Below are 13695 nucleotides of genomic sequence, written 5' to 3'. Positions count from 1 at the left end.
TCACTGTTTTATTATTTTTGCGTAATAGAAGCCATCGGTGTCGCCAGGTAATAATTGCCACCCTGGTTGAGCTATAGAGTCTTGCTCGTGCAGTGGGCTATGCTGAGCATCACGATGGCGTGTGAAGAAGGCTTTCATCTGCTCTTGATTTTCTTCTGATAGCACCGAACAAGTTGCATAAAGTAAAGTTCCGCCCGGCTTCAATAATGGCCAAATAGCATCAAGGATTTGTCCCTGTAGCTTAGCGAGCTCGTCAATATCAGAGTGTCGTCTTAACCATTTAATATCAGGATGACGGCGTATCACCCCTGTTGCTGAGCAGGGAACATCCAATAAAATGCGATCAAATTGCTGACCTTGCCACCATGACTCAGTGTCTTGTGCTTGGGCGCAAACAAGTTCGGCATCAAGCTGTAATCGCTGTAAGTTAGCGCGCACTTTGTCTAGGCGTTCAGCATCACAGTCAAGCGCCATCACTTTTGCATCGGCCAACTCAAGTATGTGACAGGTTTTGCCGCCCGGTGCGGCGCAGGCGTCGAGCACATATTCACCATCTTGTGCACCAAGCAGCCTTGCGGCTTGCTGAGCAGCTGCATCTTGGACAGAGCTTGCCCCTGCGAAAAACTCTGGTAGTTTCTGCACATCTACTGCTTTTTTAAGCTTTATTGCATCTTGGTAATCGGCAAATTGACTGTACTCGATACCTTGTTTGCTGAGCAGGTGCGCATATTGCTCGCAAGTATACTGACGTTGATTCACGCGTAACCACATGGGCGCTTGCGCCTGGTTTTGGGCAACAATGGTGTGCCAATGTTCTGGGTAGTCGCGCTTAAGTTTTTTTAATAACCAGCCTGGGTGATTATATTTACAAGCATCGATCTGTGTTGCTGCGGCTTCGAGCTCATCGCGTTGGCGCTGAAAACTCCGTAATACGGCGTTAACTAGGCCTTTCAGGCCTGGTGCGCGCATCGCTTTGAGTGCATTAACGGTTTCACCCACTGCGGCATGCTCGGGAACACGCATATGTATTAATTGATACAGGCCAACATAGAGTAAAAACTGATAGACACGACGTTTACCTTTGAGGGGCTCATCCAGCAGTTGCTGACAATAAAACTCTAGGCTTGGCAGGTAGCGTAAGACGCCATAACAGATCTGCTGCATCAAAGCCTTATCTTTTGGATTGAGGTCCCGGCTGTAGCGGGGCAGAGCTGCCGAGAGAGAAACCCCGCGATCGACGACGTGATAGAGTGTGTGCGCCGCTTGGGCGCGAACATTACTCATGGGTTTCGCCTGCAATATGTGCCAAGGTGCTACCCACACTGACCCAATCGGCTCGGCCGTTTAAAAAGTCTTGGGCGGACATGGGTTTTTTACCTGGCGGTTGAAGCTCGGTAATGCACAGAGCATGGTTGGTGCAGGCGACCACAATACCGTTTTTATCGGCCCGCAATATTTGCCCTGGTGCACCTTGCTCGGTAACAACGTCGGCTTGCCATACCTTGACGGTATTGCCTTGCATCTTGGTAAAACAAATAGGCCATGGGTTAAAGGCTCTCACGTTGCGAGCTAATTGCTCGGCATCAAGCTGCCAGTCTAACTCCGCCTCTTCTTTAGATAATTTTTTAGCGTAGTTTGCTTGAGCATCGTCTTGGGGCTCTGGCTCTATGGTAGAGAGCTTGGCTAAGGTATCAATTAACGCTGAAGGGCCTAGCTGCGCAAGCTTGGCGTACAATGAAGCTGAGGTTTCATCAGCTGCGATAGGGCAACGAGCAATACTCAGCATATCGCCAGTATCAAGACCTTCATCCATTTGCATAATAGTGATGCCCGTTTCCTTATCGCCAGCCCAGATAGCGCGCTGAATAGGGGCTGCGCCTCGCCAGCGAGGTAAAATGGAGCCGTGGACATTGAGGCAACCTAATCTGGGGGTTGTTAAAATCGCTTTTGGCAATAACAACCCGTACGCAACTACCACCATAACGTCGGCGTTTAGCTCTGCAAGTTGCTGTTGTGCCTGCTCGTCTTTTAGAGAAGTTGGCTGATAAACAGGTAAGTTATGCTCTAAAGCAAGCGTTTTAACCTCACTGGCCTTGAGCTTTTTTCCTCTACCTGCGGGGCGATCAGGTTGGCTGTACACGCCAACCACCTCATGTTCTGAGTCAATAAGTGCCTGCAAATGGCGGGCGGCAAAATCCGGCGTACCGGCAAATACGATGCGAAGAGCTTGAGTCACTGTTTATCCTTGTTACTGAGCTTTTGCGGCAAGACGCGCTTCTTTTTCAAGCTTCTTGCGAATACGTTGGCGCTTCAAAGGAGATAAGTAATCAATGAATAGCTTACCTAGTAGATGATCTAATTCATGTTGAATGCAAATGGCCAGTAAACCGTCGGCGTCAAGGCTAAACTCTTCACCTTGTTCGTTCAGGGCTTTTACTGTCACCGTTTCAGCGCGATCAACCTTCGCATAGGAATTTGGAACGGATAGACAACCCTCTTCACTGACCGTAGAGCCGTCTTTATGAGTAATCTCAGGATTAATAAGAACCAACGGCTGGTCGCGCTCGTCGGAAACATCGATGACGACGATACGCTGATGAATATCAACCTGGGTGGCCGCAAGACCAATACCATTTTCATCGTACATGGTCTCTAACATGTCTTTGACGATGGTGCGAACGTCATCGTTAATATCGGTTACTGGTTGAGCGACTGTGCGCAAACGTTCATCAGGGAATCGAAGTACTTCTAAAAGTGCCATAGCTACCTTATTAAAAATTGTGCTAAATATCGGGTATTGTGTTATGTTTTTATTTTAGCCATTCGTGTGCACCTTTAACAGGTTATTGGGTAATAATTATAATAAAACAAGCTTGAGGAAGCTCATTACAATGATAAAACAGCTATCGGCTGCCGTATTAGCACTTGCGGCTGCTTTTCCATCATTAGCAGATGTTCTAACGGTAAAAGAAAATGCCCCTGAGCAGTATGTGGTAGAAAAGGGAGATACGTTATGGGATATCTCTGCTATTTATTTGGACAAGCCTTGGTTATGGCCAGAGCTGTGGCAAATGAATCCACAAATTGATAACCCTCACCTTATATATCCGGGTGATACGTTATACCTTGTGTATGACGCTCAGGGTCGACCTCGCTTAGTGATGGAGCGTCCAGAAAACTATCAAAAACTAACTCCCCATGGTCGCAAAACCATGAAGAGTGATAGCGCTATTCCAACTATTTCTTTAGAGCTATTGCGTCCATTTTTAACCTATGAACAGGCGCTAAGTGAAGAGCAAATAGCGGCTCAGCCCTATGTGTTAGGTGCTAACGAGAACGTTAAGCGCCCAACTAAAGGCCACATTCTTTACGTTAAAGGCGATTTAGAACGTAACCGTAACTACGCTATTTACCACAAAGATGATCCTTACATTGACCCACAAACAGAAGAAGTGCTTGGCTACGAGGTGAAACTCGTTGCCACTGCGCGTGCGTTCCGCTCGGGAGACTTCGATAACGGTGTACCAGCCTCTGTGTTTGTTAACGATGTGAAGCGTGAAATTAATGCTGGTGATTTCTTACTGCCCGTCAGCGAAGGGCAAAGCTTGCCTGCGTTCTTTAAAATGCGTCGCCCTGACAAGGAAATTGATGGCGAAATTATTGCGTCAACCAATGAGCTGCGTGAATTCAGCAAGATGGACATCGTGGTACTCAATCGTGGCCTGACAGACGAAGTGAAAGCAGGACATATGTTTGATATTCGTCGACAGTCACCCACCGTGGTTGATGGTGATGATGGACCAAGTTATAAAGAAGACGCGAGCACTTACGAGAAAGTTGCGTCTAACATTGAAGAGTCCTTTAATTTCGAAGAGGATGGTGACAACACCACGTGGCATATGCCGAAAGAGAAAGTCGGCGAGCTTATGGTACTGAAAGTACAAGATAGAGTGAGCTATGCCATTGTCACAAAAACGCTACGCCCAATTCGCGTTGGCGATGTAGTCAGTGTTAATTAGTAACAGCTGATCGTACACTGCGTTGGGTTGTGCTCAAGGAGGGAGCATGGCACAACAGTTACCTTTATCATCGGCCTCGTCAGAGGCCGATTTACATTTCCATCAAGCCGCATTACTGGCTTTGCTCTATGTTCGTGGACTCAGCTGCCGCGATGTCAATAAGCTGCTTACGCACGTACCGTTAGCCCGCATGGTTACGGAGCCTGAGTGTTTGCAATGCTACGGCGTAAAAGCCAACATCATTGGAGCCCTTTCAGCGCTTAATATTGCTAACTACAAGCGCAAGATTCAAGCATTCAAACATCAAGGTATTGATGTTATAGCCTTGGGTACGTCTGCTTACCCCGAGCTGTTAGCTGAGTTACCCGATGCACCGCTATTACTGTTTTGCAGAGGCAATACCCAGCTTCTCAAACGACCACAAATCGCGATGGTCGGCAGTCGCAGTGCTTCGCTTGCTGGGAAGCGATGTGCCCAAGAAATAGCCCAGCAATTGAGTGCTGCGGGGCTAATAATCACTTCAGGCATGGCAATGGGCGTAGACGCCATGTCTCATCAGGGGGCACTGATGGCGACAGGTCAAACTGTAGCTGTGCTTGGCACCGGTGTTGATATTTGTTATCCCCGCCGCAATAAAGCCTTACGTGATGATATTTTGGCAAAGGGTCTGTTAGTCAGTGAGTTTGTGCCCACAACTCCGGCTCGGGCTATGCATTTTCCTAGACGCAATCGCATTATAGCTGGCTTATCGGTCGCCACTTTAGTGGTTGAGGCTGAGCGTAAGAGTGGCTCATTGATCACGGCCGAACTGGCTGCGGACTACAACCGAGAGGTGATGGCTATACCGGGCTCGATTAATAATCCCTATGCCAAAGGCTGCCATAAGCTAATAAAAGAGGGCGCGGCCTTGGTCGAATCGGCAAAAGATGTATTGCTCGAGTTAGGTTTTTCTGCGCAAAACGGTCTATATATAAAGAGTGAACCTACTTACCGTGAGGATGAAAACAGCATACTTCGTCATATTGGTTACGAGCCTACTTGCGTTGATGATATTGCTAGTAGTGCCGAAGTACCCATTACAGAACTACTGACGCAACTAGTCGATTTAGAGCTGGAGGGGCTAATAGAGAGCACCTCAGAGGGCTATGTAAAAACAGGGGGCGGGTAACATGTTTGATATCCTAATGTATTTGTTTGAAAACTATATTCACAGCGAGAGTGAAATTTTTGTAGAAGAGAACGTACTCACCGACGAATTACGTAAAGCGGGGTTCAACAACAGCGAAATATTTAAAGCACTGGATTGGTTGGAGCAATTAGCTCAGTTGCAATATAGCGACGAGCGCCCTTATTTGCATAATGCCCCAACTGGAGCATGCCGTATCTATACCGAATACGAAAGTATGAAACTTGATACTCAGTGCCAAGGCTTTTTGATGTTCCTAGAGCAAATTGGCGTTATAGATAGCACAACTCGAGAGATGGTTATCGATCGCGCTGTGGCACTGGACCAAGAGCAAATTGCACTGGACGATTTGAAGTGGGTGGTGCTGATGGTGTTGTTAAGTGTGCCTGGGCAGGAGCAGGCTTATGCACAAATGGAAGATTTAATTTTCGATGACCCGAACCCAACACTGCATTAAGCTTGATCTCTGTGTTGGGGTCAGTATATTGGGCGCAAATTCACCAAAGTGCGAGTAGTGCGTGAGCAAGATCGACCATTCGTTATTTAATGCTAATCAACATGCTCTAGAGAAAGAATACGAGGTATGTCCCCAGTGTGGTTGTGAGTTGGTGATGCGGCACTCTAAGAACGGTCCTTTTTTAGGGTGCGCAGCCTACCCGAAGTGTGACTTCATTCGTCCTTTGCACCAACATGACACAGCCGTACTTAAGGTATTAGACGATAATCCCTGTCCTGAGTGTGATTCGCCTTTAGCGGTGAAAAACGGCCGCTTTGGCATGTTTATCGGTTGTACCAATTTCCCTCAGTGCCATTACATCGCCGATCAAAAGCAACAGCAGCCAGAGCAAAACCTAGTAACCTGCCCAAAGTGTCATGATGGTCGTTTAACTAAACGTAGTAATAAATATGGTAAAACTTTTTACTCTTGCGATGCTTACCCCAAATGCAAATACAGCTTGAACTATGAGCCCGTGGCTCATGCTTGCCCTCAGTGTGATTGGCCGGTCATGGTCAAGCGTAATCTTGCTGGGGGACCTGTGTTACAATGTCCGCAAAAGTCCTGTGGGCATAAACAAGCTGAGAATGTGGAGAGTTAGAAGGTGTCAGAGCCAATCACAGTAGACCCGGTTGTAGAAAGCTTACAACAGGGTGAGGTTATTCTTTACCCAACAGAGGCCGTGTACGGGCTGGGTTGCGACCCAATGAACCAACAGGCAGTAGAAAAGCTATTGGCTATTAAGCAGCGTCCGGTTGAGAAGGGTTTAATTCTTATTGCCGATAATTACGGTCAGTTACTGCCTTATGTGGCCGATCACAAAATTCCTATGGATAAGCGCGCTGATATCTTTTCGCAGTGGCCAGGCCCTGTCACTTGGGTGATGCCGGCTGCCGCTGATACGCCAAAATGGCTTACTGGCAAGTTTGATAGCATAGCGGTGCGAGTGACCAATCACCCAACTGTGAAGCGTTTATGCCAAGCCTTTGGTGGCCCTTTAGTGTCAACGAGTGCCAACTTAAGTGGCGAGCAGCCGGTTAGCTCAATTGCGGCTGCGAAAGCGGCGTTTGCCGAACAAGTGGGTTGCTATGTTGATGAACCCTTAGGTGGCCAGCAACAGCCCAGCACCATAAAAGACGCCCTCAGCGGGCAAACGTTTCGAGGTTAATCATGGCATCACAACTTTTAGCACAAGTGAAAGAATACCTTAAAACGTTGCAGGATGAGATCTGCGCTGGTCTAGAGCAGGCTGATGGCAAGGCACAGTTTGTAGAAGATGCTTGGCAGCGAGAAGAGGGCGGTGGCGGACGTACGCGCGTTATTCGTGACGGCGCTATTATCGAACAAGGCGGTGTCAATTTTTCTCACGTGTTTGGTGCGTCAATGCCGGCATCAGCAACAGCACATCGGCCTGAGCTTGCTGGACGAAGTTTTCATGCGTGTGGTGTCTCATTGGTTATTCATCCGAAAAACCCGCATATCCCAACCAGCCATGCCAACGTACGCTTTTTTATCGCTGAAAAAGAGGGCGAGCAGCCTATTTGGTGGTTTGGTGGTGGATTTGATTTAACACCTTTTTACCCTGAACGTGAAGATGTAGAGCATTGGCATCAGGTTGCTAAAGATTTATGCGATCCATTCGGGGAGGATGTGTATCCAAAATATAAGAAGTGGTGTGATGATTACTTCTATTTGAAACATCGTGATGAAACTCGAGGTGTTGGCGGATTATTTTTTGATGATCTGAATGAATGGGGATTCGAAAAAAGTTTTGCCTTTATGCAGGCAGTGGGTAATGGCTATTTAGATGCTTATCTGCCGATAGTCAGTAAGCGAAAAGACACTGACTATGACGAACAGCAGCGCCAATTTCAGCTTTATCGTCGCGGTCGTTATGTAGAGTTCAATTTAGTTTGGGACCGAGGCACTTTATTTGGCTTGCAAAGCGGTGGCCGCACAGAGTCTATTCTCATGTCTATGCCACCACTGGCGAGGTGGGAATATGACTATACTCCCGCCCCAGGCACTGCTGAGGCGAAACTATACGAGCATTACTTAAAGCCACAGGACTGGCTAGATATGAGTGAAAAATAGATGATTTCACGAGGTTGATAGATTCATCAAGTTGGTAAGAACATGACAGCCCTGATAAAGCACGTTCATGTTCTTACCATAAGTAGATAGTGTTTGTTAACTGTTGTCCAACCTAAAACCGCTAAACCTGTTGAGCTATTAAGGCTCTGATTTCGTCAAGGGTTGTCTCTTTTAATAACTTACCATCTTCAAAAACAACGTCTAAAAGTCCTTGTTGCTCCTCTTGTTCTGATACGTTATCAAATAGGGTTAGTTCACCATCAATACGTTCTACCTTTAACAACCCTTTCGATGATTTCTTTTTAGCGTCTGTTTTAGGGTCTTTGAAGATGGCTAAACGTTGACCATCCTTTACTACACTTGTGGCTTTAACTGCCGAGCCATGTGTATCTCGAGTTACGTATTGGTAGCTATATGAACCAATACCTAAAACAACCTTTGATGCGAAGCCTTTATCCATGAGTCGTTGTAGTATCTGACGCTGACGACTTAGGGTGATTGCGTCCCCGTAAATTGCGCCAATATGATCATCCAACAACTTGTATCCTTGAGCCGTAGTCGTGCCACCAAAAATGTCCCAGAGGCACTCTATCAAGCCTTTAACTTCGCACTCCATGAGCCTAATGGTCGAATTATTTTCGAATCCAAAGTATTCACCATTAAACCTGTAGGCCTCATACCCTTGCGAAATTGCTTCTTTTTCAGCCTCGATCTGGTTCTGAAATAGCTCACTGTAATCTGAGACAGGGGAAACTTTGTATCCTGTGAGTATTTTTACAGGGTCTCCTGAGTCAGGACGAATAACTAACGTACCGTCCCGCATCATAATATCGTCTTTTAATTGTGGGAGGTAATCAGTGACTAAAGTCCAGAAGTCCCAGGTATCAGACACTACGCTTAGTATTCCTTTTGGGGATTGTTCTTTCATTAGGTATTTAAAAAACTCAATTTCTCCCTCCATAATCCAAGAGCAAGTTACCGAGTGCTCTGTTGCATCTACTGAGCAGCCAACTAGTTCTTTATCAACATTTGCACCGTAGTATTTCTCTGCGAATAAAACTGCGGGAATAGTATCTGTGCCAACTAACCCTGATGCTAAATGGCCAAAGCCACTCATGGCAGCTGCATGCTTGCCAAACATTCCCCTAAAGCTGAAATCATGGCCTTGAAATGGCACAAAATCAGCGGGTAATCCCGTTTTAGTTGCAAACTCTTTAAATACTTTGAGATAGGCAACAGAAGTAGTTGCGCTTGTTTGAATTGGCCAATTCTCGCAACTTAACACGGTTTCGATCATATTGGTCAGCCATTGAAAACCCGGTTTTGTATTAACTATTGTGATGGGGGGTACTAAATAAGGAACCAGTGTTCCTTCTGGCAGTGCTTTGATTTTGAGTGGTAAATACCCCAAATCATGAAGATCTTCTAGGTATGTAACATCAACAGAATAGCCAAGCATTGAGCTCATAATTCGCTTATGAGTTGCTACAGCAACTGCTTTATCTTGTTTAAAAAACTCGTTCCACTCTTCTAACAGGTAGCTCTTTATAAAATATTGCAAGCCAACAAAAGCTACCTTGTCATTGTCTGTTATGTTGCTTAGCTTGCCACTTCTAGAAGTATAATTTGCATATACTTCGGTTACACTAGGGTGGTAAGCGCGACTATGAAACTCTTTATAAACATCCTTTTGCATACTTGCAGCTGTAATAGTCATGGTGTTGTCCCTACATCTCAATTATTTGTAAATTTATATCGCTGTTACTTTTAAACTCATTCGCGGGTCTAAATGAGTCGGTTGTATAGATGTGATCGATCAGCCCCTCAAACACATCGAGTCCTTTGGAAAAAATTCCATGGGTAATGAACAAAGACACTTCTAAAGCCCCTTCATTTTTGAGTACTTTCGCTAATTCAATAAAAGTTCTCCCACCATCACAGATATCATCTGCGATCAGTACATTTTTACCTTTAACATCGCCTAGTACTTCGGTTTTTATTATGTCGCCCGTTTTGAGATCTCTGACTTTGTGAGCTTGAATTACTTCGGGCACTCCATTAAATTTTTCGGAAATCCTAAGTGTCTTTTTGCTGGCACCAGCATCAGGAGAGATTAGCGTTAGTTCACCCACAGATAAGCGTTTGTTTAACTCTTCACACCGTCCCAGTAACGAGACCTGCTCGATATTGGTTACTCGATGTATTAGAGCTGGTGAGACATCACTGTGTGAATCCCAAATGGTTACTTTTGAAAAGTTTAAGCTGTTAATGATATTTGCCATAACAGCGGCACCCAATGCTTCACCTTCTACACACACTCTATCTTGCCGAGCGTAGGGAAAATAAGGGATCACAAGCTCAATAGTCGTGCTCTCACCTGTTATTCTTCTTAAAGCATCAACGGCCATCATCAGCCTGATCACTTTTGATGAGTCGTTAAGCCGTTCAAAAATTTCTATTTTTACAGTATGAAGTAATGAGGCTGGGCTGAATCGAATATGTTCTTCACCCCCTGAAAAGCTGAAGTTGTCATAATCGAGCTGTGATTTATTACCTGCTGAGTCATAGCTAAGTACTTTCATTTGGCATCCTTTCAATCTTTGTGTCCCATCGACACAAAGAAGGTTATCAAACGTACCTAAATCAAGCAAGATATTTTTTGAGCTAAAGTGCGACTAGCATAGTGGAGCGGTTAACTCTGCTAGTTGAAATTTTTGGGGCTACCAGATATTTTGTCGCTAAGATCTTAGTGTGGATGGGAAAGTGGCTGATAGTTACGATATTAGAAAATATAAAAACCCTCTATTTACAGTTGATAGTGTGTTGTTCACTGTAAAAGATGCGGATTTAAAGGTTTTGTTAGTCAAGCGAGCGAGCGACCCTTTTACCGGTCAATGGGCGTTACCGGGTGGCTTTATTGACATAGATATCGACCATGATGCGGATATGACCGCATTACGTAAATTAAAAGAAAAGACTAATATCACCCCTCAATATTTGGAGCAATTGCATACCTATTCGGGAGTGAGTCGCGATCCACGAGGATTTAGTGTAACCCTGGTCTACTTTGCGCTCGTCGCAGAGGGAAACGCATCAGCACATGTAGCCACAGTTGATGATGTGAAATGGACAAGTGTGAGGGATTTACAGGATCTACCTGTGGCCTTTGATCATAAATATATTGTAGAGCAGGCAAGGCAGAGGTTGAAGCAAAAGGCTTTGTATTCAATGGTGCCAGTATATTGCTTACCAGAATACTTTACCGTTGGGCAGTTCAAGTCTGTTATCGAAACTATTTTAGGCAAAACTGTACAGCGCAAGACCATTATCAGGCGTATAGAAGCAACTGATATGTTGGAAAAAATGGATGAAAAAGTTAGGTCAGGTGGCCGGTTCGCTCAGTTGTACCGAGTTAAGCCAGGCGTAGATATCGTTAATTTTGAACGCAACCTTAGTACATAATCCTTTGGGGATTATTTTATGGTGACTGCTTAATTTCGGATAAATTGTCCCTAACCTAATAGAGATAACATATTTAGTGCTGGTTTATCATATGACTAGCAAGCTGTGCCAATGATTGGCGCAGGTTTTCTCGCAATACTGGGTTGTCAATTTCTTGATCAAGCGCTTTGTTCATACAATGCATCCACTGGTCGCGTAAGTCTTTATCAATAGGAAAGGGCATATGGCGCTGTCTTAGGCGCGGGTGACCGTATTGTTCTACAAATAAATCAGGCCCACCGAGCCAGCCAGAGAGAAACTCAAAAAACACCTGACGAATGCGATCTAATGGCTGGGGATGCATATCATATAAAGGTTTTGCGTATTCATCTTGAGCCATAATGTCGTAAAATCGATTAGCTAGAGAACGGGCCCCTGGCTCACCTCCAATCATATCATAAGGGGTTTGTGACACGGTCGGGTGCTCGGTTTTGGCAGCGGTGGTTGATGAATTTGCATCTTTTTTGAGGATGCGTTTAAGTAACTGCTTCATAGCCTGCTCAATTATTAGGAAAGATAATGGATAAATACGCGGTTTTTGGTAACCCTATTAAGCACTCTAAATCTCCCCTTATTCACCAAGCGTTTGCTCGCCAACAGGGGATAGACGTGGATTACCAGCGCATTTTAGCACCGTTAGAAAGCTTTGAGCAGTCGGTGACTGACTTTTTCGCCGCCGGTGGCAAGGGAGCCAATGTCACTTTACCTTTTAAAGAGCGTGCTTTTGCGTTGGCTGACACATTAACTGAACGCGCGCAATTAGCGGCAGCGGTTAATACCTTAGTGCTTACTCCGCAAGGCAAGTTAATGGGCGACAACACCGACGGCATTGGCTTGGTCAGCGACTTGCAAAGGACCTTTGGTCCGCTGCGCGATAGACATGTATTGTTACTCGGAGCGGGAGGGGCTGCGAAAGGGGCTGTGTTACCCTTAATTGAAAGTGGTATTGGCTCACTCACGATCGCTAATCGTACCGCAAGTAAAGCACAGCAGTTGGCAGAGCGTATAGATAGCAACGTAGCGGTTCATGGCTGTGGCTTTGCGCAGGTAAGTGAAGGCCCTTTTGATATTGTTATCAACTCCACTTCGTCCAGTGTTCACGGTCAGGTGCCAGATATTGATACTAAGGTAATGCAACACTGCCAGTATGCTTATGATATGTACTATGCCGATCAGCCAACCAGCTTTATGCGCTGGGCAGGTGACATAAACAGTTATGTTTCTTGTGCTGATGGTCTCGGTATGCTGGTGGCTCAAGCCGCTCATGCATTTGCCTTGTGGCGTGGCTTTATGCCTGACTGTGAGCCAGTCATTCGTGCCTTAAGAGAGGGGCAGTTAAAATGAATCAAGCTATCCAATTCGTAGACCGTGTAGAGTACATCAATGGTGTACTCACCTTTTACGCTATGGCCAATGGCATGCTAATACCCTGCACTATAGATATGAACAATATCGAACGCAGTGATGCGCTTACACACTTTGCGCAATTAAGATTTGACTACGAAGAGGTCGCGCAGCAACTTATCGAAGATGAGGAGTTTACCGCCGAGGGCCAAGTGGTTATTCCACCACTGGCACCACTTCGTTAAGATATTCGTCTTTTAAGCGCACATAATTATCTGCGGATACTTTCAAAAATGTACGTTCGTCATCGCTCAGTGGTCGAGCTTGCTTTGCTGGGCTGCCAACATACAAGTATCCAGACTGCAGCGTTTTATTCGGGGGAACAAGCGCGCCACCGGCGATAATCACATCATCTTCGACGGTGACGTTGTCCATGATAATGGCACCCATACCAACGAGAATACGGTTTCCTAACTTGCAGCCATGGAGCATGGCCTTGTGTCCTACCGTGACATCGTCGCCAATAATAAGAGGGTAACCTTCGGGTTTCGCTTTGCTGGCGCGCGTAAGGTGCAATACCGAACCATCTTGAATATTAGTGCGTTTACCAATGCGCATATAGTTTACATCGCCGCGAGCGGCTACCAGTGGCCAAATACTTGCGTTCTCGGCGACCTCTATATCTCCAACCAGCACAGCTGACTCATGAACATAGGCTGTCTTATCAATATTCGGTGCTTTACCTTTGTAGCTTTGTATAGTCATAGTTATCCCTTTAAAGTGATCTTGTTCCACTTTAGCTAGAGCTCTGCCGGAGCACAATAGAGTTGGCGAAAATGTGTTCGGGAGATCGGTTTTCTCCCGAACATGAGGTAATTATAGCGTTAATAACGTAGTAAAAGTGTTTATATAGGCCGGAATTTGAGCGAACGATCCATTTTTTGCAGTTTTCTTTAAAAAAGGGGTTGCGTGGAAATCGAATCTCCCTATAATGCGCATCCACCGACACGGCGGACTGCTTACAAACAAGCACTTCAACGAGTTGGGTGAGTCAA

General features: G+C 45.6%; 16 protein-coding genes. 9 read left to right on the top strand and 7 right to left on the bottom strand.

What is annotated here, in order from left to right; genetic code table 11:
* Genes rsmB through def form a run of 3 tightly spaced genes read right to left on the bottom strand, consistent with a single transcriptional unit; the run spans window position 1 to window position 2761 of the window.
* On the bottom strand, window positions 1–1284 hold the full coding sequence (gene rsmB / locus MHM94_RS15670) for a 16S rRNA (cytosine(967)-C(5))-methyltransferase RsmB (protein WP_151172239.1): 1284 nt from the start codon (window positions 1282–1284) through the stop codon (window positions 1–3).
* Window positions 1277–2236 carry a methionyl-tRNA formyltransferase gene (gene fmt, locus MHM94_RS15665; protein WP_022946915.1) on the bottom strand — a complete coding sequence of 320 codons (960 nt, stop codon included), beginning with the start codon at window positions 2234–2236 and terminating at the stop codon, window positions 1277–1279. The genes rsmB and fmt overlap by 8 nt, the downstream gene beginning before the upstream one ends.
* A 12-nt stretch (window positions 2237–2248) precedes the next feature.
* Window positions 2249–2761: a peptide deformylase gene (gene def / locus MHM94_RS15660; protein ID WP_022946916.1), complete on the bottom strand. Its 513-nt coding sequence runs from the start codon at window positions 2759–2761 to the stop codon at window positions 2249–2251.
* Window positions 2762–2891: 130 nt separating this feature from the next.
* Here def and MHM94_RS15655 point away from each other — a divergent pair, with 130 nt between their 5' ends.
* From MHM94_RS15655 to hemF, 6 genes are all read left to right on the top strand, one after another.
* Entirely contained in the window at window positions 2892–4019 is a 1128-nt protein-coding gene (locus MHM94_RS15655) for a LysM peptidoglycan-binding domain-containing protein (RefSeq protein ID WP_022946917.1), read from the top strand.
* 46 nt (window positions 4020–4065) lie between these two features.
* Window positions 4066–5187, top strand: a complete 1122-nt coding sequence (dprA, locus tag MHM94_RS15650; protein WP_235420053.1) for a DNA-processing protein DprA — start codon at window positions 4066–4068, stop codon at window positions 5185–5187.
* Between the two features lies 1 nt (window position 5188).
* Entirely contained in the window at window positions 5189–5662 is a 474-nt protein-coding gene (locus MHM94_RS15645; protein ID WP_022946919.1) for a DUF494 family protein, read from the top strand.
* Between the two features lie 61 nt (window positions 5663–5723).
* Window positions 5724–6302, top strand: coding sequence for a topoisomerase DNA-binding C4 zinc finger domain-containing protein (locus MHM94_RS15640; RefSeq protein ID WP_022946920.1), 579 nt, complete (start codon window positions 5724–5726; stop codon window positions 6300–6302).
* Window positions 6303–6305: 3 nt separating this feature from the next.
* Window positions 6306–6869 carry an L-threonylcarbamoyladenylate synthase gene (locus MHM94_RS15635; protein WP_022946921.1) on the top strand — a complete coding sequence of 188 codons (564 nt, stop codon included), beginning with the start codon at window positions 6306–6308 and terminating at the stop codon, window positions 6867–6869.
* Between the two features lie 2 nt (window positions 6870–6871).
* Window positions 6872–7795, top strand: a complete 924-nt coding sequence (gene hemF / locus MHM94_RS15630; protein ID WP_235420054.1) for an oxygen-dependent coproporphyrinogen oxidase — start codon at window positions 6872–6874, stop codon at window positions 7793–7795.
* Between the two features lie 121 nt (window positions 7796–7916).
* Here hemF and MHM94_RS15625 read toward each other — a convergent pair whose 3' ends face one another.
* Window positions 7917–9512, bottom strand: coding sequence for a nicotinate phosphoribosyltransferase (locus tag MHM94_RS15625; protein ID WP_235420055.1), 1596 nt, complete (start codon window positions 9510–9512; stop codon window positions 7917–7919).
* 10 nt (window positions 9513–9522) lie between these two features.
* Window positions 9523–10377, bottom strand: a complete 855-nt coding sequence (gene prs, locus MHM94_RS15620) for a ribose-phosphate diphosphokinase (RefSeq protein ID WP_235420056.1) — start codon at window positions 10375–10377, stop codon at window positions 9523–9525.
* Window positions 10378–10558: 181 nt separating this feature from the next.
* On the opposite strand from prs, the gene MHM94_RS15615 reads away from it, so the two are divergent.
* Window positions 10559–11257, top strand: coding sequence for an NUDIX domain-containing protein (locus MHM94_RS15615; RefSeq protein WP_138588055.1), 699 nt, complete (start codon window positions 10559–10561; stop codon window positions 11255–11257).
* A gap of 73 nt (window positions 11258–11330) precedes the next feature.
* On the opposite strand, the gene MHM94_RS15610 is transcribed toward MHM94_RS15615, so the two are convergent.
* Window positions 11331–11789, bottom strand: a complete 459-nt coding sequence (locus MHM94_RS15610; RefSeq protein WP_151172248.1) for a group II truncated hemoglobin — start codon at window positions 11787–11789, stop codon at window positions 11331–11333.
* Between the two features lie 26 nt (window positions 11790–11815).
* Here MHM94_RS15610 and aroE point away from each other — a divergent pair, with 26 nt between their 5' ends.
* Window positions 11816–12640, top strand: a complete 825-nt coding sequence (gene aroE / locus MHM94_RS15605; RefSeq protein ID WP_235420057.1) for a shikimate dehydrogenase — start codon at window positions 11816–11818, stop codon at window positions 12638–12640.
* Window positions 12637–12885, top strand: a complete 249-nt coding sequence (locus tag MHM94_RS15600) for a DUF1488 family protein (protein ID WP_151172250.1) — start codon at window positions 12637–12639, stop codon at window positions 12883–12885. The genes aroE and MHM94_RS15600 overlap by 4 nt, the downstream gene beginning before the upstream one ends.
* On the opposite strand, the gene MHM94_RS15595 is transcribed toward MHM94_RS15600, so the two are convergent.
* Complete coding sequence (locus MHM94_RS15595) at window positions 12857–13405, bottom strand: gamma carbonic anhydrase family protein (RefSeq protein ID WP_151172251.1); 549 nt, start codon at window positions 13403–13405, stop codon at window positions 12857–12859. The two genes, MHM94_RS15600 and MHM94_RS15595, sit on opposite strands and share 29 nt — an antisense overlap.
* Window positions 13406–13695 lie beyond the last annotated feature (290 nt).

The sequence above is a fragment of the Pseudoalteromonas sp. CNAT2-18.1 genome (assembly GCF_022347865.1).
GTDB lineage: Bacteria > Pseudomonadota > Gammaproteobacteria > Enterobacterales > Alteromonadaceae > Pseudoalteromonas > Pseudoalteromonas ruthenica.
Note: the sequence above shows the minus strand (reverse complement) of the source record. Positions and strands in the feature narration are given on the sequence as shown.